The following is a 25,104-nucleotide window of genomic DNA, read 5'->3' on the forward strand; positions in this document are numbered from 1 at the left end:
GCAGGCCGCACTGCGGATCGCGATCTTCCCCACCTGCATCGTCGACGCGATGTATCCCCGGGTCGCCGAGGCCACGGTGCGGATCCTCGAGCGCCTCGGCCACGAGGTCGTCTTCCCGCCCCAGCAGACCTGCTGCTCGCAGATGCACGTCAACTCCGGCTACTTCGCAGACGCCTACGACATCGTGCGCAACCACGTCGAGGCCTTCTCCGACTACGACTACGACATCGCCGTCGCCCCCTCTGCCTCGTGTGTCGTGTCCCTGCAGCACCAGCAGCCCGACATCGCCCGCCGCGCCGGCGACCCAGCCTGCGCCGCGGCGGCGGAGGCCATCGCCGGACGGACGTTCGAGCTTTCGAAGCTGCTCATCGACGTCCTCGGCATCACCGATGCCGCCGCCCAGCTCGGCTCCTACTTCCCGCACCGGGTGACCTTCCACTCCAGCTGCCACGGGCTGCGGCACATGAAGCTCGGCACCCGGCAGTCCGATCTGCTGCGCACCGTCGCCGGCATCGACTACGCCGAACTGCCCGGCCTGGAGGAATGCTGCGGCTTCGGCGGCACCTTCTCCTTCAAGAACGCCGGCACCTCCGGAGCGATGGTCGCCGACAAGGTCGCAGCGATCCAATCCACCGGCGCCTCGATCTGCGCCGGCGGCGACGTGTCGTGCCTGATGAACATCGGCGGAGCCGCACAGAAGCAGAACACCGGCCTCACCACCGTCCACTTCGCGGAGATCCTCGCAAGCACCCGCGAGAACCCCCTGCAGGTCTCCGGCGATGTCGCCGTCTCCGGCGGCGGAAGGAGCTGCGCATGAGCACCGTCAACCTCGGGATGCCCACGATCCGCCACGGCCGCGGCAACCTCTTCGCGAGCGAGCCCTTCGCCTCGGGCGCGGCCCGGGATCTGGAGAACGAGACCTTGCGCGGCAACCTCAACTTCGCGATGCACAAGATCCGCAACAAGCGCGCCACCGTTGTGAGCGAGATGCCCGACTGGCAGCAGCTGCGGGCCGCCGGCTCGGCGATCAAGCAGAACGTGCTGGCCAACCTGCCGGCACTTCTCGAGCAGTTCGAGGCCTCCTTCACCGCTGCCGGCGGTCACGTCCACTGGGCCCGCGACGCCGATGAGGCCAATGCGATCGCCCTGCGCCTCATTCAGGAGCAGGGGGTCAGCGAGGTCAACAAGATCAAGTCGATGGCCACCCAGGAGACCGGCCTCAACGAATTCCTCGAAGACCACGGCATCACCGCCGTTGAGACCGACCTGGCCGAGGAGATCGTCCAGCTCGGCGGCGACAAACCCTCCCACATCGTCGTGCCGGCCATCCACCGCAACCGCGACGAGGTCCGCGACATCTTCCTGCGCGAGATCGACGGCGTGCGCCCGGACCTGACATCCGAACCCGCCGATCTGGCCGAAGCCTCCCGCCAGAGGCTGCGCGCGAAGTTCTTCGACAACCGGGTCGCCGTCTCCGGGGCGAACTTCGGGATCGCTGAGACCGGCACGCTCACGATCGTCGAATCCGAAGGCAACGGCCGCATGTGCCTGACCCTGCCGGACACCCTCATCACCTTCATGGGAATTGAGAAGGTGCTGCCGCGCTTCGCCGACCTGGAGGTCTTCCTCCAGCTGCTGCCGCGCTCCTCGACCGGTGAGCGGATGAACCCCTACACCTCCCTGTGGACCGGCGTCACCCCCGGCGATGGCCCGCAGAACCTCCACGTCATCCTCATCGACAACGGCCGCACCGCCACACTGGCCGATGAGGTCGGCCGCCAGGCCCTGCACTGCATCCGCTGCTCGGCCTGCCTCAACGTCTGCCCCGTCTTCGAACGCGCCGGCGGCCACGCCTACGGCTCGGTCTACCCGGGACCGATCGGCGCGATCCTGTCCCCGCAGATGACCGGCATCGAGGCCGCGGCGAACAACTCGCTGCCCTACGCCTCGTCCCTGTGCGGGGCCTGCTACGAGGTCTGCCCGGTCAAGATCAACATCCCCGACGTGCTCATCCACCTGCGCGGCGCCGACGTCGAGGCCCGCCACAGCCCGGATCCCTCCGCTCCCGAGGAGGTGGCTCCCTCCGCTCCCGAGGCGGTGGACTTTTCGCCTTCCACCGACGCCTCTGCTTCCGGCGCGTCCCGGCGCGCCCGCCTGGCAGTGGCCGCCCGCACCGGGGCTGCGCGCATCGTCGGCGCGGTGGCGCGCCGGGTGCCCGATCAGATGGATGCGCTCATGGCTGCTGCCAAGACCGCCTTCGCCAAGCCCCGGCTGCTGAGCATCGGCGAACGGGGCTTGCCGCTGGGCAGGATCCTCGGTGGCAGGGACGGGAAGATCTCCTTCCTGCCCGGCCTCATCGGCGGCTGGACCCAGCACCGGATCATCGACGCGCCCCCGGCGCAGTCCTTCCGCCACTGGTGGAAGCGCAACCGCCCGAGCACACCGATCCGCCGCGCCCCTGAACAGCGGGCCGATATCGCAGCCCTCATCGAAGCCAACCGCGGCAAGGCCGCCGAACTCCATGCGCGCTTCGCCGCCCCGGCCGATGACTACACCCGGCTCATGGCAGCCGAACGGGCAGCCATCCAGCAGCACGACGCGACCGGCGAAACTGTGGCCGACTACGCCCGCGGCACCGAGACCTCGGCGACCACCGCCTCGGGCGCGGCAGGCGAACCGATGAAAGGCGAGAGAGCATGAGTGAGCAGACCACCTCGGCGAAGGCCGAGATCCTCGCCCGCATCCGTTCGGCGCTGGCCGACAACCCGCAGCCGGCCGCACCCGTGCGCGACTACCGGCAGCACAGCAGCGCCGATGCGCAGGCGGTGCGCGAGGTGTTCATCGACCGGATCGTCGACTACAAGGCCCGCGCCTTCACCGAGACCAGCGAGACGGTCGCCGGGCGGATCGCCGAACTCCTCGGCGAAAGCGGCCGTTTCGTCGTGCCCGAGGGCTTCCCGGCCGACTGGCTGCCCCGTGACGGCTCTGCCGGCGAGCGGATCGTCGACACAGCCGAGGCGCCGCTCAGTCACGCCGAGCTCGACCAACTTGATGCGGTCGTGACCTCCTCGACCGTCTCGTGCGCGGAGACCGGAACCGTGTTCCTCAACGCCGGCCCCGCCGAGGGCAGGCGCGCGATCAGCCTCATCCCCGACCACCACATCTGCGTGGTGCCGGCCGAATCGCTCGTCGAACTCGTGCCCGAGGCGCTCGCCCGCATCGACCACAGGCAGCCGGTGACGATGTTCTCCGGACCGTCGGCGACCTCGGATATCGAGCTGCAGCGCGTCGAGGGGGTCCACGGTCCGCGGAACGTCGACATCATCATCCTGGACTGAGCTGCAGATCTCTCCGGCAGCAAGCCGCGACCCGAGCTCTCGGACCGGGGCGGAGCAGACGATGAGGGCGCGGTTCGAGGCAGCGAAGGTGCCGCATGCGGCAGCCGCGTGTCCGAGATTCCGGACAGATCGCGCTTCGGCTCACTTTCGGCAGCACGCACCTGCGCGCAGACTGGAAGCAGAACCGTTCGCACCCGCGCCTGACTGCAGGCGTCCCGAGAGCCGGAGGAAGACGCATGACGACGTCACACGCATCCGAAACCCCAGACACCGCAGCTGCGAAGGAAGCAGCCGCGAAGCAGACGTTCACCCGCCATGACCCCGAACGCGTCGTGCGGGCTCCGCGCGGCACCGAGATCACGGCCAAGACCTGGTCGACCGAAGCTGCCAAGCGGATGCTGATGAACAACCTCGATCCCGAGGTCGCCGAACGCCCCGAAGACCTCGTCGTCTACGGCGGCACCGGCCGTGCCGCCCGCTCATGGGAGGCCTTCGACGCGATCGTCAAGACTCTCGACGACCTCGAAGCTGATGAGACCCTCCTCGTCCAGTCCGGCAAGCCGGTCGGTGTGCTGCGCACCCACGAATGGGCCCCGCGCGTGCTCATCGCCAACTCCAACCTCGTCGGCGACTGGGCCAACTGGGAGCACTTCCGCCACCTCGAGGCTGAGGGCCTCATGATGTATGGCCAGATGACCGCCGGTTCCTGGATCTACATCGCCACCCAGGGCATCCTGCAGGGCACTTACGAGACCTTCGCCGCCGTCGCCCGCAAGCGCTTCAACGGAACCCTGGCCGGCACGCTGACCCTCACCGCCGGCTGCGGCGGCATGGGCGGTGCCCAGCCGCTGTCGGTGACCCTCAACGGCGGCGCCTGCCTCATCATCGACGTCGACAAGTCCCGCCTCGATCGCCGCCAGTCCAAGCGCTACCTCGATGAGGTCGAGACCGACCTCGACACCGCTCTGGAGAAAGTGCTCAAGGCCAAAGAGGAGAAGCGCGCGCTGTCCGTCGGCCTGGTCGGCAACGCCGCCGACATCGTTCCCGAGCTGCTCGCTCGCGACGTGCCCGTCGACATCGTCACCGACCAGACCTCAGCCCACGACCCGCTGTCCTACCTGCCGCTGGGTGTGAGCCTCGAGGACTGGCAGGCCGAAGCTGACGAGGATCCGGAGAAGTTCACGCTGCGGGCTGAGGAGTCGATGGCCAAGCACGTCGCTGCGATGGTCGGCTTCCAGGACAAGGGCGCTGAGGTCTTCGACTACGGCAACTCGATCCGCGACGAGGGCCGCAAGGCCGGCTACGAGCGCGCCTTCGAGTTCCCCGGCTTCGTCCCGGCCTACATCCGCCCGCTGTTCTGCGAGGGCATGGGACCGTTCCGCTGGGTTGCGCTCTCCGGTGACCCGCAGGACATCAAGGTCACCGACCAGGCGCTCAAGGAGCTCTTCCCCGAGAACAAGTCCCTCCACCGCTGGCTCGACGCTGCCGAGGAGTACGTCGAGTTCGAGGGCCTGCCCGCCCGCATCTGCTGGCTCGGCTACAAGGAGCGCCACCAGGCCGGTGTGCTGTTCAACAAGCTCGTTGCCGAGGGCAAGGTCTCCGCCCCGATCGTCATCGGCCGAGACCACCTCGACTCCGGCTCCGTCGCCTCGCCCTACCGCGAGACCGAGGGCATGCTCGACGGCACCGATGCGGTCGCCGACTGGCCGCTGCTCAACGCCCTGGTCAACACCTCCTCGGGCGCGACCTGGGTGTCGCTGCATCACGGCGGCGGCGTGGGTATGGGCCGTTCGATCCACGCCGGTCAGGTCTCGGTCGCCGATGGAACCGAGCTGGCGGAGCAGAAGCTCACCCGCCTGCTCACCAACGACCCGGGCATGGGAGTCATCCGCCATGTCGACGCCGGCTACGACCGCGCCGTCGAGGTCGCCAAGGAACGCCACATGCGCATCCCGATGAACTCCGAGCTCGACAAGCGCGACGAGGAATCCGCCGCGAACTGACACCGCAGAGGCGCACGTTGACGCCTCTTAAGAGAAGTGTGTAGAGCTGTTCATATTCTGCGAGCCTGCAGAAGTGAGCAGCTCTACACACTTTTCAGCGGGCCTTTCATCCGGCGGTCCTTTCATCCGACACCGGCCAGATCGAGCTCACGCGCGGCGCTCGGCATCACTCTAGGTTCAGTGAGGAAACTGACGCCGTCACTGTATGTAAGTGACACCCTCAGTGTAGATTTATCTCTCGTCACTCTATAAAGTGAGGCGATCAGTGTAGAAAAGTGACGACAACTCACCTACACTGATGCTGTGAGTGATGAAGAGATTGCGGCGATCGTTGAACGACTCCGCCAGCAGGGGTCGGACGATGGTCGTGTTGAGGTGAAGGCGGCGAGTGGTGGTCTGCCGAAATCGCTGTGGCAGTCGGTATCTGCATTCGCCAATACTCGGGGTGGCGTCGTGATCCTGGGGCTTAGCGAAGCTGACAACTTCACGCCCGCAGAGGGCTTTGAAGCTCAGAAGATCCTTGATGCGGTCGAAGCGGGCTTGGGCACCAGCGCAGGGCAGCAGCCTCAAGTCGAGCCGGTGCCTCGCTACGACGTCGACATCTGCACAGTTGACGGGGCGGCGGTAGTGCTGCTCGAGATTGCATCGCTTGACCCGCAGCTCGACGCTAAGGGCCCATGTTTCGAGACGCGCAAGAGCATCTCCGCTGGCAGCTACAAGCGCGTAGCCGATAAGGACAAACACTTGTCGGCATACGAGATTCATGAGCTGCAGCAAAAATGGACGCGTCGCGGTATCGACCACCAGCCTGTTCCCGGAACCGCGATAGATGATCTCAACCCCGAGATCATTCAGTCGACCTTTCGGTCTCTGGAGCGAAGCCGATCACGGGCGTTGGACGGTGTGGAGGACCTGCGCAGCCGGCTGCGGCGAATCAAAGCTGTAACCTCGGACGGCACGCCTACGCTTGCAGGTTACCTCACTTTCGGTTTCTTCCCGCAAGAGGAGTTCCCGCAGCTGACTATCGATGTCGCCGTACATCCAGCTAGGGAGAAGGGGAGTTCGACTGCCCTCCGATTCCTTGACAGACACGTGTGTGACGGGCCCATTCCCTACGCTGTCGGTGACGCTGTGGCTCGGGTGCTGGCAAATCTTCGGACTATGCGGGTGGTGTCCGGCGTGGGCGCCGACGACGTGCCCGAGATCCCCGAAGAGGTTCTGCGCGAAGCAATAACCAATGCGGTCATGCACCGCGACTACAGCGAGTACGTCACCGGACGGCAGGTTGCCGTCGACATCTTCCCGGATCGAGTTGAGATCACCAATCCTGGAGGTCTGTGGGGTGATCGTACTGAGTTGAATCTGGGTGACGGTCAGTCAGCGTCGCGCAATGAAGTGCTCAGCCAGCTGCTGCGAGTCACCCCTCGTGGAGAAGGCGAAGGCCCCATCGCCGAGAACCAGGGAAGCGGAATCCCCCGTATGCGTTTTGAAATGCTGCAGAACGGGCTCCCTGTGCCGGTGTACGAGGCGACCCTCGACTCGGTGAAAGTGACGTTGCAGCGGCATGGTCTGCTCTCGCCGGAGACGCGGGACTGGCTCGGTTCGATTCCTGGCGCAGGTCGCACCAAAGAGGAGAACCTTGTGCTTGCTCTCATCCGCCACTCCGACGCAATCTCGGTTGACGGAATTCGGCAAGCGCTCGATATCGATTCTGACCGAGCGCGGTCAATCCTCGGTACTCTGCAGGGCGATGGGCTCATCACAGGGTTGGGTGATGGCTCCTACGAGCTGGCTGAACTGTCTCCCGAACACCGGCTCGCGCGCAGGCAACTGAGCCCCGCGGAGCAGGAGATCGTCGATGTGCTCGACACGTCGACCTCAAAGTCGATTCGTGAAATCTCGGCTGTCTTGGAGAAACCGGTGAACTCGCTCCGACCGTTGCTGCGCACACTATCTGAAGAAGGAGTCATTGTGCCGACGGCGCCGCCCACCTCAAAGCTGCGTGCCTACCTGCTCCCTGCTGAACCCGACAGCTGAGCCGCTTCCTCAGGCGCCAGATGCCCGCACATAGTGGATGCCATTGATGAGGAGGTCTTCCGCGATTCCGTCATCGAGGTCGATGATGACATGACCGAACTCCGCTGCTTCCTCCCGGTGCCCGAACGTTATCTTCACGCGGGCCGGTGACAGCCGCTCAGTCGCCAGCGGCTGATAGAAGCTCGTCTCCCCGCCCCAGATGGGCAGATCGAGAGGAGAGAGCAGACCGAGGATCGGCGGGCTGGCAGGAAACGGCCGGTCCTCCTCGTGGTGCTCTTCGCCGTCGCTGTGGAGAGTGAGGCAGCGACGCGACCGGGCTGTGCCGCGCGTACTTCGCGTACAGCGGCGCGGCCTCGTCGGCACGCCGCAGTGAGGCGAGGATATCGAGAAGATCGCGAGCATGAACGGGCATCCGGGATGCTCCGCAGCGGGGACGACGCACCGTAACTCGGCGGCGCTCACAGCAGACTCACCGGAGCAGAGCCGACGATCCGAAAAGTTAGCAAAGCTGTTCATGGTTTCAGGCGCGCAAACCATGAACAGCTTTGCTAACTTTCCCCGCACGCCCGCCCGGCCCACCTGCGCACACCCACCTCGCCGATACGGAGCGCACCTGCAGGTCGAGCGCGTACATTGGGACCATGGCCTGGGAATTCTGGATCGAAGAGGCACGCTGCGGCCGCTGGCGCGAGGTCGAGGAACCGCACGCCGCCGGTGAGCAGCTGCGGGTGCGCACCACCGCCTCGGCGATCTCCCGCGGCACCGAACGCCTCGTGTGGGAAGGCCGGGTCCCCGAGGCCGTCGCGGGCCTCATGGCCGCCCCCGCCCAGCGCGGCACCTTCCCGTTCCCCGTCTCCTACGGGTATCTGGCCGTCGGCACCATCGACGAGGGCCCGGCCGACCAGCTCGGCCAGCGCGTCTTCGGGCTGCTGCCGCACCACACCCACCACATCGTCGGCCCCGCTGACATCCACCCCGTGCCCGAGGCGGTGCCCACCTCGCGTGCGCTGCTCGCCGGGGCGGCCGAGACCGGAATCAATATCCTGTGGCAGGCCCCGCCACGCTTCGGCGACCGCGTGGCCATCATCGGCGCCGGAATGATCGGCACGTCGACCGCGCTGCTGGCCGACCGGATGGGACTTGACCGCCTGGAGGTCATCGACACCGACGCCGCACGCCGTGACATGCTCACCAGTCTCGGCCTGACCACCGCGACCCCAGATGAGGCCAGCGGCGACTGCGACATCGTCATCCACACCTCGGGAGCGGAAGCCGGCCTGACCACCGCGCTGGCCCTCACCGGCGACGACGGCACCGTCGTCGAAGCATCCTGGTACGGCACCGACGCCCCGCGCGTGCCGCTGGGCGCGGACTTCCATGCCCGCCGCCTGTCGATCATCGCCAGCCAGGTCGGGCAGGTCGCCGCCGGCCAGCGCGCCCGCCGCACCCGCGCCCAGCGGCTCTGCCAGGCACTCCACGCCCTGCATGACGAGCGCTTCGATGCGCTCATCACCGGTTCCACCGACTGGTCCGAGCTGCCGGTCGTCATGGATCGCGTGCTCACCGACCCCGCCAGCCTGTGCCACATCGTCGACTACCGCAGCCTGCCCGGCTGAGAGGAGAGCCATGTTCCGCCTGAGCATCAACGACCACATCATGATCGCCCACAGCCTGCCCGACCCGTTCTTCGGCCCGGCCCAGCACATGCACGGTGCCACACTCGCCGTCGAGGCCCACTTCGAGACCGCCGAGCTCGACTCCCACGGCGTCGTGCTCGACATCGGCCGGGCCGGCGAGATCCTCTCCGCGGCCCTCGACCCGCTGCGGTATGCCAACCTCGACGAGCACCCCGACTTCGCCGGGAAGATTTCGACGACCGAGGTCATCGCCGCCCACATCGGCTCCCGTCTGCGCGCAGCGCTCGCCGACCGGCCCGACATCAGCATCGCCGTGACCCTCGATGAGAACCCCAACGCGCGGGTCACCTACACCGTCCCGCCGGCCCCCACCCTGCACCCGGCCGACCCCGGGCCCCGGCAGGTATGAGCTCCCGGCCGGTCCACCTGTTCGAACCGGCCCTCGGCCGAGCCTCCGGTGGGGCCCGCTACAACCGCGCCGTCACCGATGCCGCCGCCCGGCTGCGCCTGCACTCCGTGCCCGGCAGCTGGCCCGACCCGTCTGCCGCCGATGAGGCCCGCATGCACGACCTGCTCGCCGAACTCGACGGCCCGGTCGTCCTCGACGGGCTGCTGGGATGTGCGCTGCGCACCCCGCCGGTGTGCGCCGGCCCGCTGCTGCAGCTCGTCCACCTGCCCCGCGGCCGAGGCGGTGGCGAGGCTCTCGCACGTGAGCGCGCCTGCCTGCAGGCCGCCGATGGCATCATCGTCACCAGCCAGCACGCCGCCGAGGACATCGCCGGTCTCTACGGGCTGCGCGCGGCTGTCGCCCGGCCGGGCACTGAACTTCGTCCGCTCACCGTGCCCGAGGCAGCGGGCACCCGCCTGCTGTGCCTCGCCTCTGTCGAGGAGCGGAAGAACCAGCTGCTGCTGGCCGAGGCACTCACCACCGTGCAGGCAGCCATGCCGGATGCCGGGATCAGCTGCGTGTTCGCCGGCCCGATCACCGAACCTGACTATGCCGAGCAACTGTGGCAGGCACTGACTCGCCTGCCGGCCGGCAGCTGGAAGATCACCGGCGAACTCGACGAACACGGCGTCGACGCCGCCCTCGCGGCCGCCGATCTGCTCCTGCTGCCCTCGGTCCACGAGACCTTCGGGATGGTCATCACCGAGGCCGCTGCCGCTGGCATCCCCGCGTTCGTCACCGCAGGCACCGGCGCGCAGGAGGCCCTGCAGGCGGGCCGGTCCCTGTCGCCGGAACCGGGAGCCTGGGCTGAGGCACTCATGGCATGGCTCGGCGATGAGCATGACCGCACCCAGCTGCGGGAGCAGGCGCAGCGGGCCCGCAAGGATCTGCCCGGGTGGGAGGAGACCGCGGCGGCACTGCTCGCTGCCGTCGATGCGGCTGCTCGCACAGCAGATGCGGCTGCTGGTTCAGCGGATCCGGCTGCGGCTGGCCCGTCCTCACCCGAGCACGGGGACTGGCTCGACATGCGCATCGCGCATGACAACACCGCGCGCACTGCCTCCCTGCCGCTCGTCGACGCCGCGCTCGAGGCGGTGGCAGGCCGCCGGGGGACTGCACCTGCCGCACCTGCCGTGCCAGCTGCTGCTGACCGACGGCTGCGGATCTGCGACATCGGCGCCGGCACCGGCAACTCCGCGCTCTGGTTCGACTCCGCGTTCGGCGAGCGCGGAATCACCGAACGGACATGGCTGCTCATCGACGACGACCCAGACGCACTCACCCAGGCTGCTGCCCGCATCGGCGCTACTCCCGACCGCCGCGCTGAGACCCGCCGCGCACCGATCGCCGAGCTGCCGCGCATCCTCGACGTCAGCCAGCCCGTCGACCTCATCACCGGCAGCGCCGTGCTCGACGTGCTGCGCCCCGCTGATGCCGCAGCCCTCGTCGACACGCTGGCAGCGACCGGGGCGCCGGGTCTGTTCCTGCTCACCATCACCGGCGACTGGCACCTCGACCCCGTGCACCCGGCAGACCGGCAGATCGCCGGCGCCTTCGCCGCCCATCAGCAGCGCGAGGGCCGGCTCGGCGCCGCTGCCGCGTCCCACCTGCAGGCCGCTGCCGAAGCCGCCGGCATGCGTGTGCAGTCCACCGCCAGTCCCTGGCAGCTCAGCGCCCGTGAGGATCACGTGTTCCTCACCCGGTTCCTCACCGACCGCGTCACCGCCGCCAGCGAACAGGACCCCGGCTCTGCGGCCCTCTTCACCGCATGGCTGGGCGACCGGCTGGCTGACGAGACACTCACCGTCACTGTCGACCACCGCGATCTGCTCATCCTGCCCACCACACCAGGGGAGGGACGATGACCCAGGTGCCCGGCACCTCGGCGGCGGCCCGCACGCGCACCGGCTCGTGCGCCTTCCCGCCAGCCGATGCACCGACGCGCACGCGAACACAGTCCTGGAACGGGCGGCGGATGCGGGTGCTCGCAGTGATCGCCAGCGTCGTGCTGCTCGTCATCACCGCCCAGCTCATCGGCGCTCAGGCGCTCACCGCCGGATTCACCGCGCTCGGGCCGGTGAGCATCCTCGCCGCCGTCATCCTCGGGCTCGTCGCCACCGGGGCGCAGGCCCTGCGCTGGCACCTGCTCGCTGCCGCCGGCGGGATCCGGCTCGGGTTCGGCCGGGCGCTGGCCGACTGCTACGCCTCCAGCTTCGCGAACATGGTGCTGCCCGGCGGGCTAGCCGGCGACGCCGTGCGGGCAGCGGTCTACCGCGACCGCGGGCGCCGCCGCTGGCTCTCACCGCTCATGGCGATCGGGGCGGAGCGGCTGAGCGCGACAACGCTGCTCTTCGCAGCCGCCGCCGTCGTCCTCGCGCTGCACACCGCGCCGGCGCTCGTCGCCGCAGCCGCAGCTGCGACCGTGTCCCTCGGCTGTGCGGTCGCCGCCGTCGTGTGCATGCGCGGAATGGACACCCGCCGGCAGCTGGTCGTGTGGGCGACCTCTGCACTCAGCGTGGCAGCACTCGTGGCGTTGTTCCTCGTCGCGATGCGCGCCCTGGGGGACGGGATCGAGGCGATCGTGGCGATCATCGGGCTGGCGGCGATGAGCCTGCCGGTCGGGGTCGGCGGGTGGGGTGCCCGTGAATTGTCCGTCGGACTGCTCGCCGGGCCCCTGGCTCTGCACGCCGGATCCGCCGTCAGCGCCGCAAGCGCCTATGGGCTGCTCGCAACCGTATCCACCCTGCCGGGTCTGGCCGTGCTGCTGTGGCACTGGCTGCGCCGGCCGCGCCAACAGGGGTGAACGCTCGCCAGCAGGGCTGAGCCTCAGCTCTCCAGCAGTCCCGAGGTGCGCTGCTGGGCAGCCGCGCTGAGGACGAACTCCGTGCACACATCGGCATCGAACAGGTGCCGCCGGAACGGCACCCGCAGCGCTTGGGCCATCACCGGCGAACCGGCAAACCGCAGCCCGGGCACCCCATCGCCGATGAGCACCGGCGCCAGGGTCAGGAACAGCCGGTCGAGGACACCTGCAGCAAGGAAGTCCGACACGGTCCGGCCGCCGCCCTCGATGAGCACTGCGCCCGGCACCAGCTCACGCACGACCGCCAGCACCTGTTCTGGCGACACCGGCGCTGCGCCGGTCTGCGGCAGCCGGACGACGGTGACATGATCGGCCAGGTCAGCAGGCACCGCGGCGGCGGGACCGACCAGCCACAGCGTCTGGGCCGCCCCGTCGGTGAGCACCCGCCGGTCGGCTGGGATCCGGGCGTGCGGGTCGAGCAGCACCCGCACCGGGTTGACGCCTGCGACTGCGCGCACGGTCAGCTGCGGGTCATCGGCGACGACGGTCTGCGCACCGACGACGACTGCGGCGACAGCGGCGCGCAACCGGTGCAGATGCGCCCGGTCAGCCTCCCCGGAGACGAACGCCGCATCCCCGCTGCGGGCGGCGATGAACCCGTCGGCGCTCTGCGCCAACTGGGCGACGACCTCGGCTCCGGCGGTGATCGCTGCGTAGTCCGGGCCCGAGGTGCCGGTCGCCTGGGCAGCCGCGACTGGCACCTCGGGCACGGCGCGCGGCCGGTCGTGGTGCATCCGGCGGCGCTTCGTATCGAGGTAGCCGGCGTTCTCGGGCCGGTCGGCGACCGGCAGCATGCGCCGCTCGGTCACCTCGATGCCGAGGTCTTCGAGCGCGGCGGCCTTCGTCGGATTGCTCGACAGCAGCCGCACCCGGGTGATGCCGAGGGCCTCGAGCATCTGGGCGGCGGCGGTGTAGTCGCGGGCGTCATCGGGCAGGCCGAGGCGCCGGTTGGCATCGACGGTGTCGAGCCCGGCATCCTGCAGCTCATAGGCCTCCAGCTTCGGGCCGAGCCCGATGCCGCGGCCCTCATGTCCGCGCAGGTAGAGCAGCACACCGCAGCCGGCATCGGCGATCGCGGCCAGAGCGGCCTGCAGCTGGTCGCCGCAGTCGCAGCGATGCGAGCCCAGCGCATCGCCGGTGAGGCACTCGCTGTGCATCCGCACGAGCGGGGCGGTCGCAGCAGACGGGTCACCGGCGACCATCGCGACATGCGTAGTGCCGGCGGCGTCGAAGGCGTAAGTGGTGAAGACGCCGTGATCGGTGGGCAGCATCGTGCGTGCCCGCTGGTGAAGCGTGGTGCCGGATTCGGAGATCGCCATGGATGACAGTCTAGGCCTCGTTGCCTTCAGCGGCACGGCCGCGCTCGAGGACGCGGATGTCGAGGGCGAAGGAGACAAGGAGGCTTGCGACCGCCGCGATCGTGCACACCCACCCGAAAGCCGGCACCGCCAAGCCCGGCGGAGAGCCGGCGGCCAGCAGCAGCGGGCCCTGGAAGGCCGCTACCGTCTTGCGCCGCCACGACGGCGGCAGCGCGGATTTCCAGGCGGGCCGGATCGCGGCACCGGCCCGGAATGCGAAGTGCGCCAGCCCGCTGATGAGGCACCAGGCGCCGTAGAGGGGCACGAGTGCAGCGGAGAGCACAAGCACGACGGTCGCATCGACCCGCTCATCGAAGCGGGCGCCGGCGGCAGTCGTGACGGTCGCCCGGGCGATGAGCCCGTCGACGAGGTCGAGGGCGAGCATCGGGATCGCGATCGCGACCGCCAGCCACCCGAAGCCCGGGCCCGGGCGCACGGCGATCGCGGCGATGACGACAAGCAGCATCCCCAACCGAAGGCTGGTGACGCAGTCGGCCCAGTGCCAGCCGCTGCCCGTTTTCGAGGCGGTGGCCGGCTCACGTGGCGCGAGCAACGGCCACGCACCGAGGATCCCGGTGCCGGCAGCCAGGATGACCGGCATCGCTGAGGCGGCCAGCCACCCGGCCGTGCCGAGTGCGACCGTGAGGATGAAGATGACGGTGAGTCGACGCATCAGCACCCGCCGGACGGTGTGCCCCGGGACAGGTGGGCGTCCAGGCCGCGCTCGCCTGCGGCCATGACATGCCGGTGCGCCCAACCGGCGAGCGGGCTGCAGGCGTTGACCGCGATTCGGCGGGAGCACACCAACCACTCGAACGTCATCTGGGTGCCCGACCCACCGGGCGCGGCGCGCCATGTCCCGGTTCCGGTCAGGTCACCGCTGACCACCAGCGTCGCGGTATGCGGGGCGGTGGCAGACGTGAGTCTGAGCAGGAGATCGAGGCGGAAGCCCAGCGGGCTGCCGACGACCACCCGGGCGCGGGTGTCCGGGGCAGCCGTGCCGGTCGCAGCGAACAGCTGCGCCTCCCGCACGCCAGGCCACCATGCCGGCCAGCTGTCAACGGCACACAGCGCCTGCCAGCACCGGTGCGGCTCAGCGGGGATCTGCCACTGTGAGACGAACCGGTACCGGCGCAGCGCTGTAAGGGTCATCGTCCCAGCCTATGCGGGGCGCGGGGCTGCCGGGCACCGGAGTCGTCATCGCCCTCACCCTCGGGCAGGAGCTCCCGCGAAGCCGGCAGCGGTGTGGTGGTGGAGTCGGCGAACGCCTTCTCCTGGGCCGTGAAGCCGCGGAAGCGAAACTGCTGCGGGTCGCCCTTGATCGTCTGGGGCTCGTGCGCGAAGGTCAGCGTCGTATGCTCTGGGTTTCGCGGATGATGCAGCCCAGCGGGCGGATCTGGAGCAGCGTGTGCGCTGCGGATGGATCGAGGGGCCCAGCTCATCTGCGCTGGGCCCCTCGGCATTCGGGTATGCGAACAGTCTCTCAGCTTGCTGACGCGGTCCAGCTGCCGTCGGCTTGCACGATGAGAATCGACGGGCCTGACCTCAGGGGAATCGAGCCGTCGTAGCTGCCGATCTCGTTGATGAGCAGGTCGGGTCCGAAGTCGGAGCCCGAATTCTCTTGCACCACGAAGTTGCTCTCTCCGCCATGGGTGAAGCTGACGGTTGCCGCGCCCTCGGTGTACTGCATCACCGTGTCCCCCGAGCCTGATTCGGAGAATGCGGCTGCCGTGGACACCGGTGACAGCGTGATCTCACAAGTGCCGGTTGCAGTGACCTGCAGCTTCGATGTGGCGTCCCAGTCGTCTGCGCTGACGAAAGTCGTCCCCTCATAGGCGCCGATCGTATTGACCGGCAGCGCTCCGCTGCTCTCATTCGACTCGTCGAGGCCCTGGATGATGAAATTGCCATCGCCGCTGTACTTCGCGGTGATGAGCACGCCGGAGGCGCCGGCGGGCATGTCGATGACCGTGTCACCGCTGCCGGTTTCGGTTACCGGGGCGAACGTGCCGAAGGCTCCGTCGGCCCAGGAGGCGAAGTCGGTGCCGGAGCTGCCGGCGTCTGTGGTTTCAGCAGCCGATTCCTCCTCGGCGTCGGCCTCCTCGACTGCAGGCGGCTCCTCTTCCTGCGCTGAGTCGGCGGGATCCTCTGGTGCAGACTGCGATGCCGGCTCGTCAGCCGGTCGCACGGTTGAAGCGCTCTGCGCACCGAAAGGCCGGCGACTCCTATGATGATGCCGATGACGAATCCGAGTGCGACGAGGATGGCGGTGACGATCCACGCGGTCTTCTTGTGCTGCTGGTAACCGGCCAGCGGGCGGCCCTGCTTGTCGCGCGTGGCGCCGACGAGGACCATGATGAGGTCGACGAGCGCCCAGATGCCCAGTCCGCCGGCGGTCAGCAGCTTGGCGATCGCCGTGCCGATCTTGCCGAGGTAGAAGCGATCGGCGCCGAAAGAGCCGAGGAAGTATGCCAGTAACCAGGTGACGAGGAAGCTCTTATCCGAGTCGCCTGCAGGGTGCCCCGGATGCGCATCCAGATTCGTCTGCTGGCCCTGGTGGTCGGCGGTGTGGCGATTCACAGGTGTTGGGTCCACGCCGACCCATGACACGAGGTTCTCGAATCCGGCATTTCAGACGATAATGGCGTGAGACCGGTGCCTTCACGCCGCTCAGGGTGACACCCTGAAGACGACTGCCGTGTGCACGCCATCCACGCGGCTGGACGCCGAATGGCTGCGGTGATGACGCCACCGGCCAGTGCAGAAGGGACCAGCATGAGCACCATTCTCGTGACCGACATTTCGGAGCTTGTGACCAACGACCCGTCCGCCGCCTCGGCCCCGGACGGCAGCGCGGCCGCAGCAGACGATGCGCACCCCGAGGGCTATGAGCGCCTCGGTGTCATCACTGATGCCGCCATGCTCATCGAGGACGACACCGTCACCTGGGTCGGCCCGGCCGCCAAGGCCCCAGCCGCCGACTCGGCAGTCTCCGCCGACGGGTCCGCCGTCATCCCCGGCTTCGTCGACAGCCACAACCACCTCATCTTCGCCGGCGACCGCTCCGCCGAGTTCGCCGCCCGGATGGCCGGCCAGAAATACTCCGCCGGCGGCATCGCCACCACCGTGGCCGCCACCCGCGCAGCCAGCGACGCCGAACTCGAAGACAACCTCGTGATGCTCATGCGCCAGGCCGAGCACTCCGGCACCACGACCTTCGAGATCAAGACCGGCTACGGACTCACGCTGGCGGACGAGATCCGCCAGCTGGAGATCATCAACCGCCACACCGATGAATCCACCCTCATCGCCGCCCACGTCGTCCCGCCGGAGCACAAAGACAATCCCGAGCGCTACGTCGACCTCGTCATCGACGAGATCATCCCGGCCGCCGCCGGCAAGGCCAAGTGGATCGACGTGTTCTGCGAAGAGGGCGCCTTCACCGAAGACCAGACCGCCCGCATCCTCAATGCCGGCGTCGCCCACGGCATGCGCCCGCGCCTGCACGCCAACCAGCTCACCGCCGGCGGCGCCCTGCAGCTGGCCGCCGCCCACGGCTGCGCCTCGGCCGACCATGCGACCTTCGCCTCGGACGCGGACCTCGCAGCCCTCGCCGAGGCCGGCACAGTGGCTACCCTGCTGCCCGGCGTCGAATTCTCCACCCGCCAGCCCTACCCCGATGCCCGCCGCTTCCACGCCGCCGGCGTCACCGTCGCGATCGCCAGCGACTGCAACCCCGGCTCGTGCTTCACCAGCTCGATCCCCTTCTGCATCGCCCTGGCCGTGCGCGATATGCACTTCACTGTCGAACAGGCCGTCTGGTCGGCCACCGCCGGCGGCGCCGCCGCCCTCGACCGCAGCGACATCGGCCGGCTCAGCCCCGGCGCCCGCGCCGACTTCTCCATCCTCACCGCCCCCAGCTACCGCCACCTGGCTTATCGGCCCGGCGTCAACCTCATCCGTGAGGTCCACCGCGCCGGCCGCCCGATCGCCGCCAACCCATCGTGAAAGGCACCCACATGACCGCTGACACCCCCACCGTCGCACTCGATCCTGATGCGCTGACCTTCGCCGACGTTCTCGCCGTCGCCCGCCACGACGCGCAGGTCACCGTGCCCGAGGCGGTGGCTGAGAATGTGGCCGCCAACCGCTCCGCAGTCGAGGCCCTGGCAGAGGCGCCGCGCCCGGTCTACGGCGTCTCCACCGGGTTCGGCGCGCTCGCCCAGCGGCACATCGCCCATGATCTGCGCGCCCAGCTGCAGAAGTCCCTCATCCGCTCGCATGCCGCCGGCGTCGGCACCCCCGTCGAACGCGAGGTAGTGCGCGCCCTCATGCTGCTGCGCGCCCGCACCCTGGCCACCGGCCGCACCGGCGTGCGCCTGGAGACGCTCAACACCTATGTCGCGATCCTCAACGCCGGCATCACCCCGGTCGTCTACGAATACGGCTCCCTCGGCTGCTCCGGCGACCTCGCACCGCTGTCGGCCTGCGCCCTCGTCGCGATGGGCGAAGGCGAGGTCCACGCACCCGACGGCACCACCGCCTCGGCCGCCGACGCCCTCGCCGCAGCCGGCATCGAACCGCTCGAACTGGCCGAGAAGGAGGGTCTGGCGCTCGTCAACGGCACCGATGGCATGCTCGGCATGCTCATCCTCGCCCTGCACGACATCGAGAACCTGCTCACCACCGCCGACCTCACCGCGGCGATGAGCGTCGAAGCGCAGCTGGGCACCGACCGGGTGTTCATGCCCGATCTGCACGAGCCGCTGCGCCCGCACCCGGGCCAGGCCGCCTCGGCGGCGAATATGCTCGCCGCGCTCAAGGACTCGGCGATCGTCGCCAGCCACCGCGACTCCACCCACCTCGTGCAGGACGCCTACTCGCTGCGCTGCACCCCGCAGGTTACCGGCGCCGCCCGCGACGCCGCCGCCTTCGCCGCGCAGGTCGCCGCCCGCGAACTGCGCGCTGCGATCGACAATCCGGTCGTGCTGCCGGACGGCTCGGTGTCCTCGAACGGCAACTTCCACGGCGCCCCGCTCGCCCACGCACTCGACTTCCTCGCCATCGCCGTCGCCGATGCCGCCAATATCGCTGAGCGCCGCACCGACCGGATGATGGATGTCGCCCGCAGCGAAGGACTGCCGCCGTTCCTCGCCGATGACGCCGGCGTCGACTCCGGCCTCATGATCGCCCACTACACGCAGGCCGCCCTCGTCTCCGAGCTCAAGCGCCTGGCCACCCCGGCCAGCGTCGATTCGATCCCGTCGTCTGCGATGCAGGAGGACCACGTGTCGATGGGCTGGTCGGCGGCCCGGAAGCTGCGGACCGCAGTGACGAACTTCGCCTCCGTGCTCGGTATCGAACTCTATGCCGCCGCCCGCGCCACCGATCTGCGCGAACACGACCCGGCCGCCGTCACCGGCGCGGTCATCAGCCTGCTGCGTGAGACCGTGCCCGGCCCCGGCCCGGACCGCTTCCTCTCACCAGAGCTGGCTGAGGCGATCGAGCTCGTCGCCTCCGGCCGTGCGAGCGCCGCTGCCGAGGCGGTCGCACCGCTGACCCATACGCTCACCGACACTGACGGCACCGTGCTCACCGGCCGGAGCCAGGACGCCGCACGGAGTGAGGACGCATGACAGACGTCACCTCGCTCATGGGCCAGATCGAGGACGTCGGCACCGACCCGCGCGGTCCCGGCTATCTGCGCCCGGGTTATTCGCCGATCGAACGCGAGCTGCGCGACTGGTTCGTCGCTGAAGCCGAGCGCCGCGGCCTCGACGTCGAGATCGACGCCAATGGCATCGTGTGGGCGTGGGCGACCGCGCCCGGCGACAACGCCGTCATCACCGGCTCCCACCTGGACTCGGTGCCCGGCGGCGGCCAGTTCGACGGCCCCCTCGGTGTTGCCTCGGCGCTGGCCGCCTACGATGAGCTCGCCTCCCGCGGCACCTTCGACCAGCCGACCCGACCCTTCGCACTTGCCGTGTTCCCGGAGGAGGAGGGCTCCCGGTTCGGGCTCGCCTGCCTGGGCTCCCGGCTGCTCACCGGCGCCGTCGCCGCTGATGATGCGCTCGCCCTGACTGACCAGAACGGCGACACGCTCGCCGAGGTCGTCACCCGCTACGACCTCGACCCGCAGCGGATGGGTGCCGATGCGGACCGGATCGCGCAGATCGGCTCGTTCATCGAACTCCACGTCGAACAGGGTGTCGGGCTCATCAACACCGATCAGCCGGTGGCGATCGGCTCCTCGATCGTCGGTCACGGCCGCTGGCACTTCCGCTTCACCGGCCAGGGCAACCACGCCGGCACCACCCCGATGACCTACCGCGCCGACCCGGTCGCCGCCGCCAGCCGCCTCATCGGCGACATCCCGGCACTGGCCGACGGGTTCGACCAGGCCGTCGCGACGGTCGGACGGACTTCGATCCACCCCGGCGGCACGAACGTCATCGCCTCGGCGATGGACTTCTGGCTCGACATCCGCCACGACTCCGATGATGTCGTCGCCGAGGTGCTCGACGCGATCACCAGCCGCGGCCGCGAGCGTGCCGCCGAGGCCGCCGGTGCGGGTGCGCGGGGCAACGGCGTCGAGGTCAGCCTCGATGTCAGCCGCGAATCCTATTCGCCGACGACGTACTTCCACCGCGAGCTCAACGACCGGCTGCGCGCTGTGCTGCCCGAGGCGCCGCTGCTGCCGACCGGTGCCGGCCACGATGCCGGCATCCTCGCCGCGCATGTGCCCTCGGCGATGCTGTTCGTGCGCAATCCCACCGGCGTCTCCCACGCCCCGGAGGAGGCCTGCGAGGGCGCCGACGCCCGCGCCGGTGCCCAGGCACTGGCCGATGTGCTCGCCGCCGAACTCGTCCACGGCCTCGAGAGCGGCGCAGCATGATGCGCACACTGCACTTCGAAGCCGCCTGGCTGGCCCCGGGACGCTACGCCCGGGACGTGCGGGTCACGCTCGACGATGCCGGCGTCATCGCCGCCCTCGACGAGGGCGCCGAACCCAGCGCAGCCGCCGCGCCCGAGGCGGGGGAGCAGCTGGCAGGGTTCGCGATCCCGGGTGCCGTCAACGCCCATTCGCATGCCTTCCACCGGCTGCTGCGCGGCCGCACACACGGCGACGGCGGCACCTTCTGGACGTGGCGCGAGGTCATGTACCGGGTGGCCGGCCAGCTCGACCCGGCCAACTACTACCGGGCCGCCCGAGCGATCTTCGCTGAGATGGTCACCGCCGGCTACACCGCCGTCGGCGAATTCCACTACGTCCACCATGCACCCGGCGGGAAGCCCTACGACGAACCGCACGCCATGGAGCGCGCGCTCGCCCAGGCCGCCCGCGATTCCGGGATCCGGCTCGTGCTGCTCGACACCTGCTACCTCACCGGCGCGATCGGTGAGGACCTCGGTGCCGAACAGCAGCGCTTCGGTGACGGCGACATCGACGGGTTCCTCACCCGCCATGCCGGCCTCGCCGAGGTGCTCGCCGCCGAGCTCTCTCCTGCCGACGGGGTAACGCTCGGCTCGGCGATCCACTCGGTGCGCGCGGTCCCGGCCGCAGCCCTGCCGGCCTTCGCCGAGGTGCCCGGGCCCCTGCACGTCCACCTGTCCGAACAGCCGGCGGAGAACGAGGCCTGCCTCGCTGCCTACGGCATGACACCCACCCAGCTGCTCGCTGAGGCCGGGGTCGTGACCGACCGGCTCTCCGCCGTGCACGCCACGCACCTGACCGACGAGGACATCCGGCTGCTCGGCGATGCCGCGGCCACGATCGTCATGTGCCCGACCACCGAGGCCGATCTCGCCGACGGCATCGGCCCGGCTCGGGAACTCGCCGAGGCCGGCGCAGTCATCAGCCTCGGCTCCGATCAGCATGTCACTCTCGACCCGCTGCTGGAGCTGCGCGGTCTCGAAGCCGGCGAACGCCTCGGCTTCGGCCAGCGCGGCCGCTTCAGCCCGGCGGAGCTGCTCGCAGCTCTCACCACCGGCGGCGACCGGTCCCTGCATCTCGGTGCTCATGCCCAGGCGGCCGACGGGGCGAACCCAGCCCCCGCCTCGGGTCTGGCGGTCGGCCAGCCGGCCGACATCGCCGTCATCGCCGCGGACTCCCCTCGCACTTTCGGAGCGAAGGAGGAACAGATCATGCTCACCGGCACTGCCACCGACGTCACCCACGTCTTCTCCGCCGGCCGGCTCGTCGCCCAGCACGGCGAGCACACGACGCTCGGGCCCGTCGCCGAGCTCTACCGCGAGGCCTACGCGGCCTTCGACTTCGGGGACTGAGATGGCCGAGGTCCCCGCCCTGCGCCGCGCGGTCGACATCCTGCGGTCTCTGGCTGGTTCGAACCGGCCGGTGACCGCTGGTGCGATGGCGCGCTCACTGTCGATCCCGCGCTCGTCGATCTACGAGATCCTCTCGGTGCTCGAAGAGCTCGGGCTCGTGACGAAGACCGGCGGCGGATACATGCTCGGCGCCGGCGTCTCCGAACTCGGCAGCGCCTATGTGCGGGCCAATCCGCTGCAGCGGATGTCTGCGCCGCTCGTCCGGCAGCTGGCTGAGGCGACCCGCGGGACTGCGCAGCTGGCGGTGCTGCGCGGCTGGGAGACCGTCTATGTGCTCAAGGAGCAGTCGGTCGAATCCGTGGCCGTCATCACCGCGACCGGCGTGCGGATGCCGGCCTATCTGACCGCGACCGGCCGGGCGATCATGTCCGGGCTGCCTAAACGCGATGTGCTCGCACTGCTCTCCGGCGAAGACGTCTTCGTCTCCCGCACCGGGGCGGGGCCGGCGACGATGCGGCAGCTGCTCGCCCAGCTCGCCCAGACCCGCCACCAGGGTTACGCGCTCGAACGCGGGGAGATCACCCCGGGCATCTGGACGATCGCCGCACCGGTCTTCGATGTCCTCGACCGGCCCGTCGCCGCCGTGGGCGTCAGCATTCCCGATGCGGAGCAGAGCGAGGCCCGAATACGCGGTGTCATCGATCGTGTCAAGGCTGCAGCTGACACGATCACCTCACGGCTGCGCTGACACGCCGCCGTGCGCATGAGCGCCGTTCACTGACGAGGGCGGACGCTTGGGTGCGCCGATTTTCGGTCTGCCGAAGGCGGTATCGACAGTTCATGGGAAGACACTCAGAGTCCCTGCATCCGGGTGGAGCTGACGGCCGGAGCCTGCTTAGCGTGTGAGGCGTCGGATGGATGACATCCCCAATCCGGCACAGACACAGCAACACCCAACCCCCTCAAGGAGCTGTTCCCCATGCGAGCTCATGCAGCACGCAACCACCGCACCCCCATCGCCGCCGCAGCAGGTGCCGCGGCAGCCGTGCTCCTCGGAGCCGGACTCGCCGCGAACGCCTCGGCCCCGGCAGCAGCCGCCACGACCGTCGACATGGAGAAGGTCGTGCTGGCGGCCCAGCTCGACCCGGCCAAGAGCGGCACCGAACCGACCGCCGGTGCCGCTGACTCGGTCAAGGCCGTCGAACAGGCCCTCTCCGATGCCGGCCACCTCGATGCCAAGTATGTCGACGGGCACTACGGTTCGACGACCGTCGACGCCTACTCCGCCTGGCAGAAGTCACAGGGCGCCTCCGGTGAGGACGCCAACGGCCTGCCCGGCACCGGCACCATGAAGAAGCTCGGTGAGAAGGGCGGATTCAGCGTCACCAACACCATCGACCTCGGCAAGCGCACGACGGTCGACGGGCAGACGCTCAACCAGCGCACCGCCGATATGCTCGCCGAAGCCGAGAAGATCTCCGGTGTCGACCTGACCGTGACCCAGGGCTCCTATGAGCCCGACGGTGCCGAGGCATCAGCTGGCACCCATGACGGCGGCGGCGCTCTTGATGCCGCGACGAAGAACCTGTCGAAGGATGACCGTGCCAAGGCCGTCAAGGCGCTGCGGGAAGTCGGCTTCGCCGCCTGGGACCGCACCGGTGTCGGCTCGTTTGCTCCGCACATCCACGCTGTGGCGATCTCGGACACCGACCTCGACTCCTCGGTGTGGAAGCAGGACCGCAACCGCCAGATCTACGACTACTACAACGGCATGGACGGGCTGGCCAGCCACGGCAAGGACAACGGCCCGAATGTCACGAAGCAGACCTGGGAGGAGTACCAGCGCAAGAGCTGAGCAGCACGAACCCTGAGACATCCACTGATCTGAACTGATCTGAAGGAGACACGTGATGAATCCCCGCTCCCAGCACACCCGCCGCCCGCTGGCCCACCGCCTCGCGTTCGGTGCGAGCGCACTCGCCGCAGCCGCTGCGATGTTCGGCGGCATGGCCCCTGCCGCGCAGGCGGCCCCGGACACCGCGCCCGAGGCGGAGGCTGCCGGGCCGAGCTTCCAGGTCCCGTTCCCCTGTGGTGAGTCGTGGACGGCCGCGACGTGGAAGGGACACAACCCCGCCAAGTCCGTCGACTTCCAGCACAACCCGGCTGAGGGCTGGAAGGTGTTCGCCTCAGCCAAGGGAACCGTGAGCAAGGTCGCCGACCTCGGCGACCGGTCTTACGGCAAGTACATCGTCATCGACCACGGCAACGGCTGGCAGACGCTGTACGCCCACCTGAAGTCCTTCGAAGTCTCCGAAGGAGACACCGTCGATGCCAAGACCTTCATCGGCCGCGTCGGCAACACCGGCGGCTCACAGGGCGCCCACCTGCACTACGAGCAGAAGCAGAACGGCACCGTGCAGGAGTCGAACTTCGCCAGCGGCAAGCCGATCTACCCCTACGGCAAGAAGAATCTCGAGCGCACCGACCAGTGCCCCTCGGATCCCGGCCAGCAGTGACCGCTGCTGAACCCGCGCGCCAGCGCCCCGGCTTCGCTTCGAAGCCGGGCCGCTGACCGTTGGGTGATCGCCGCTGTATCGCCCCGGCCGGTTCGCGTTGCCGGCCAGGTGGTGCCTCGGTAGCGTGACAAGCGCCATCTCCCGCTATCTCACAGGGAGAGCCATGAGCGCGTAGCGCACCGTCGTCATCACCGGATCAGCATCAGGAATCGGAGCTGCGACTGCGCAGCTGGCACGTGAACAGAGGTACCGGGTCATCGGCGTCGACCTCCATGACGCCGATCGTCGCCGATTTCAGCACCCCGGACGGCCGCAGCCAGGCTGCCGAGGCGAGCATCGCCGCCGCCGATGAGCAGATCGACGCCGTCAGCTCGATGGCCTCGCTGCAGCCGGCACCTGTCGATCTCGTCGATGCGCTGCTCGCCACCGAAGAGAGCCGCACATTCGTCGACAAGGCGGCGCCGATGCGGTGCTGCGCGGTGATGACATCTGGTCGTGGAACGACCCGCAGCCCTAGGGCGTGTCTGATAAATGCTGTAACCAAGCGATGACACCGTTGAGCACGATAGCGGCCCGGTAGATGATGGCGAGTTTGTCATATCGTGTGGCCAGTCCTCG

24 protein-coding genes and 1 pseudogene are annotated in these 25,104 nt (G+C 69.1%); 17 read left to right on the forward strand and 8 right to left on the reverse strand.

Going from position 1 to position 25,104, the window contains the following annotated elements; all coding sequences use genetic code 11:
• Window positions 1-10 precede the first annotated feature (10 nt).
• The 5 genes from ACFFN1_RS08565 to ACFFN1_RS08585 all read left to right on the forward strand — a co-directional run bounded on the left by ACFFN1_RS08565 (window position 11) and on the right by ACFFN1_RS08585 (window position 7,378).
• Window positions 11-817, forward strand: coding sequence for a (Fe-S)-binding protein (locus ACFFN1_RS08565; protein WP_376840287.1), 807 nt, complete (start codon window positions 11-13; stop codon window positions 815-817).
• The gene (locus ACFFN1_RS08570) at window positions 814-2,700 is read left to right on the forward strand and encodes a lactate utilization protein B (RefSeq protein ID WP_376840267.1); all 1,887 of its coding nucleotides are present in this window, start codon (window positions 814-816) and stop codon (window positions 2,698-2,700) included. Before ACFFN1_RS08565 ends, ACFFN1_RS08570 begins: the two co-directional genes overlap by 4 nt.
• On the forward strand, window positions 2,697-3,338 hold the full coding sequence (locus tag ACFFN1_RS08575) for a LutC/YkgG family protein (protein WP_376840268.1): 642 nt from the start codon (window positions 2,697-2,699) through the stop codon (window positions 3,336-3,338). Before ACFFN1_RS08570 ends, ACFFN1_RS08575 begins: the two co-directional genes overlap by 4 nt.
• Window positions 3,339-3,574: 236 nt before the next feature.
• Entirely contained in the window at window positions 3,575-5,341 is a 1,767-nt protein-coding gene (gene hutU / locus ACFFN1_RS08580; protein ID WP_376840269.1) for a urocanate hydratase, read from the forward strand.
• Between the two features lie 303 nt (window positions 5,342-5,644).
• Window positions 5,645-7,378: an ATP-binding protein gene (locus ACFFN1_RS08585; RefSeq protein WP_376840270.1), complete on the forward strand. Its 1,734-nt coding sequence runs from the start codon at window positions 5,645-5,647 to the stop codon at window positions 7,376-7,378.
• 9 nt (window positions 7,379-7,387) lie between these two features.
• On the opposite strand, the gene ACFFN1_RS08590 is transcribed toward ACFFN1_RS08585, so the two are convergent.
• Window positions 7,388-7,741 (reverse strand): hypothetical protein, encoded by a 354-nt coding sequence (locus tag ACFFN1_RS08590; protein WP_376840271.1) that lies wholly within the window; start codon window positions 7,739-7,741, stop codon window positions 7,388-7,390.
• 278 nt (window positions 7,742-8,019) lie between these two features.
• Here ACFFN1_RS08590 and ACFFN1_RS08595 point away from each other — a divergent pair, with 278 nt between their 5' ends.
• From ACFFN1_RS08595 to ACFFN1_RS08610, 4 genes are read left to right on the forward strand one after another with little or no spacing between them, the layout of a single operon-like run.
• Window positions 8,020-8,994 (forward strand): zinc-dependent alcohol dehydrogenase, encoded by a 975-nt coding sequence (locus tag ACFFN1_RS08595; RefSeq protein WP_376840272.1) that lies wholly within the window; start codon window positions 8,020-8,022, stop codon window positions 8,992-8,994.
• Window positions 8,995-9,004: 10 nt separating this feature from the next.
• Window positions 9,005-9,424, forward strand: a complete 420-nt coding sequence (locus ACFFN1_RS08600; protein WP_102162268.1) for a 6-pyruvoyl trahydropterin synthase family protein — start codon at window positions 9,005-9,007, stop codon at window positions 9,422-9,424.
• Window positions 9,421-11,328, forward strand: a complete 1,908-nt coding sequence (locus ACFFN1_RS08605; RefSeq protein ID WP_376840273.1) for a glycosyltransferase — start codon at window positions 9,421-9,423, stop codon at window positions 11,326-11,328. Before ACFFN1_RS08600 ends, ACFFN1_RS08605 begins: the two co-directional genes overlap by 4 nt.
• Window positions 11,325-12,266, forward strand: a complete 942-nt coding sequence (locus ACFFN1_RS08610; protein ID WP_376840274.1) for a lysylphosphatidylglycerol synthase domain-containing protein — start codon at window positions 11,325-11,327, stop codon at window positions 12,264-12,266. The genes ACFFN1_RS08605 and ACFFN1_RS08610 overlap by 4 nt, the downstream gene beginning before the upstream one ends.
• 23 nt (window positions 12,267-12,289) lie before the next feature.
• Here ACFFN1_RS08610 and ribA read toward each other — a convergent pair whose 3' ends face one another.
• Genes ribA through ACFFN1_RS08640 form a run of 6 tightly spaced genes read right to left on the reverse strand, consistent with a single transcriptional unit; the run spans window position 12,290 to window position 16,264 of the window.
• The gene (gene ribA, locus ACFFN1_RS08615) at window positions 12,290-13,645 is read right to left on the reverse strand and encodes a GTP cyclohydrolase II (protein WP_376840275.1); all 1,356 of its coding nucleotides are present in this window, start codon (window positions 13,643-13,645) and stop codon (window positions 12,290-12,292) included.
• A 10-nt stretch (window positions 13,646-13,655) separates the two neighbouring features.
• Window positions 13,656-14,357: a CDP-alcohol phosphatidyltransferase family protein gene (locus ACFFN1_RS08620; protein WP_376840288.1), complete on the reverse strand. Its 702-nt coding sequence runs from the start codon at window positions 14,355-14,357 to the stop codon at window positions 13,656-13,658.
• Window positions 14,357-14,836: an SRPBCC family protein gene (locus ACFFN1_RS08625; RefSeq protein WP_376840276.1), complete on the reverse strand. Its 480-nt coding sequence runs from the start codon at window positions 14,834-14,836 to the stop codon at window positions 14,357-14,359. Before ACFFN1_RS08625 ends, ACFFN1_RS08620 begins: the two co-directional genes overlap by 1 nt.
• The gene (locus ACFFN1_RS08630; RefSeq protein ID WP_376840277.1) at window positions 14,833-15,126 is read right to left on the reverse strand and encodes a hypothetical protein; all 294 of its coding nucleotides are present in this window, start codon (window positions 15,124-15,126) and stop codon (window positions 14,833-14,835) included. The genes ACFFN1_RS08625 and ACFFN1_RS08630 overlap by 4 nt, the downstream gene beginning before the upstream one ends.
• A gap of 41 nt (window positions 15,127-15,167) precedes the next feature.
• On the reverse strand, window positions 15,168-15,623 hold the full coding sequence (locus ACFFN1_RS08635; protein WP_376840278.1) for a hypothetical protein: 456 nt from the start codon (window positions 15,621-15,623) through the stop codon (window positions 15,168-15,170).
• A 53-nt stretch (window positions 15,624-15,676) separates the two neighbouring features.
• Window positions 15,677-16,264, reverse strand: a complete 588-nt coding sequence (locus ACFFN1_RS08640) for a TM2 domain-containing protein (RefSeq protein WP_376840279.1) — start codon at window positions 16,262-16,264, stop codon at window positions 15,677-15,679.
• 195 nt (window positions 16,265-16,459) lie between these two features.
• On the opposite strand from ACFFN1_RS08640, the gene hutI reads away from it, so the two are divergent.
• From hutI to ACFFN1_RS08680, 8 genes are all read left to right on the forward strand, one after another.
• On the forward strand, window positions 16,460-17,692 hold the full coding sequence (gene hutI, locus ACFFN1_RS08645; RefSeq protein ID WP_376840280.1) for an imidazolonepropionase: 1,233 nt from the start codon (window positions 16,460-16,462) through the stop codon (window positions 17,690-17,692).
• 11 nt (window positions 17,693-17,703) lie between these two features.
• The gene (gene hutH, locus ACFFN1_RS08650) at window positions 17,704-19,320 is read left to right on the forward strand and encodes a histidine ammonia-lyase (protein ID WP_376840281.1); all 1,617 of its coding nucleotides are present in this window, start codon (window positions 17,704-17,706) and stop codon (window positions 19,318-19,320) included.
• Complete coding sequence (locus tag ACFFN1_RS08655) at window positions 19,317-20,579, forward strand: allantoate amidohydrolase (RefSeq protein ID WP_376840282.1); 1,263 nt, start codon at window positions 19,317-19,319, stop codon at window positions 20,577-20,579. Before hutH ends, ACFFN1_RS08655 begins: the two co-directional genes overlap by 4 nt.
• Window positions 20,579-21,970, forward strand: a complete 1,392-nt coding sequence (locus ACFFN1_RS08660) for a formimidoylglutamate deiminase (RefSeq protein WP_376840289.1) — start codon at window positions 20,579-20,581, stop codon at window positions 21,968-21,970. The genes ACFFN1_RS08655 and ACFFN1_RS08660 overlap by 1 nt, the downstream gene beginning before the upstream one ends.
• 1 nt (window position 21,971) lies before the next feature.
• Entirely contained in the window at window positions 21,972-22,718 is a 747-nt protein-coding gene (locus tag ACFFN1_RS08665; protein ID WP_376840283.1) for an IclR family transcriptional regulator, read from the forward strand.
• A 231-nt stretch (window positions 22,719-22,949) separates the two neighbouring features.
• Window positions 22,950-23,825 (forward strand): peptidoglycan-binding protein, encoded by an 876-nt coding sequence (locus tag ACFFN1_RS08670; RefSeq protein ID WP_376840284.1) that lies wholly within the window; start codon window positions 22,950-22,952, stop codon window positions 23,823-23,825.
• 55 nt (window positions 23,826-23,880) lie between these two features.
• Entirely contained in the window at window positions 23,881-24,486 is a 606-nt protein-coding gene (locus ACFFN1_RS08675) for a M23 family metallopeptidase (protein ID WP_376840285.1), read from the forward strand.
• 272 nt (window positions 24,487-24,758) lie between these two features.
• The gene (locus tag ACFFN1_RS08680; protein WP_376840290.1) at window positions 24,759-25,037 is read left to right on the forward strand and encodes a hypothetical protein; all 279 of its coding nucleotides are present in this window, start codon (window positions 24,759-24,761) and stop codon (window positions 25,035-25,037) included.
• On the opposite strand, the pseudogene ACFFN1_RS08685 reads toward ACFFN1_RS08680, so the two are convergent.
• Window positions 25,000-25,104 (reverse strand): annotated as a pseudogene (locus tag ACFFN1_RS08685) (IS5/IS1182 family transposase); the annotation flags it as partial. The gene ACFFN1_RS08680 and the pseudogene ACFFN1_RS08685 overlap by 38 nt on opposite strands.

The organism is Brevibacterium otitidis (assembly GCF_042429315.1).
GTDB classification, from domain to species: Bacteria; Actinomycetota; Actinomycetes; order Actinomycetales; family Brevibacteriaceae; genus Brevibacterium; species Brevibacterium otitidis.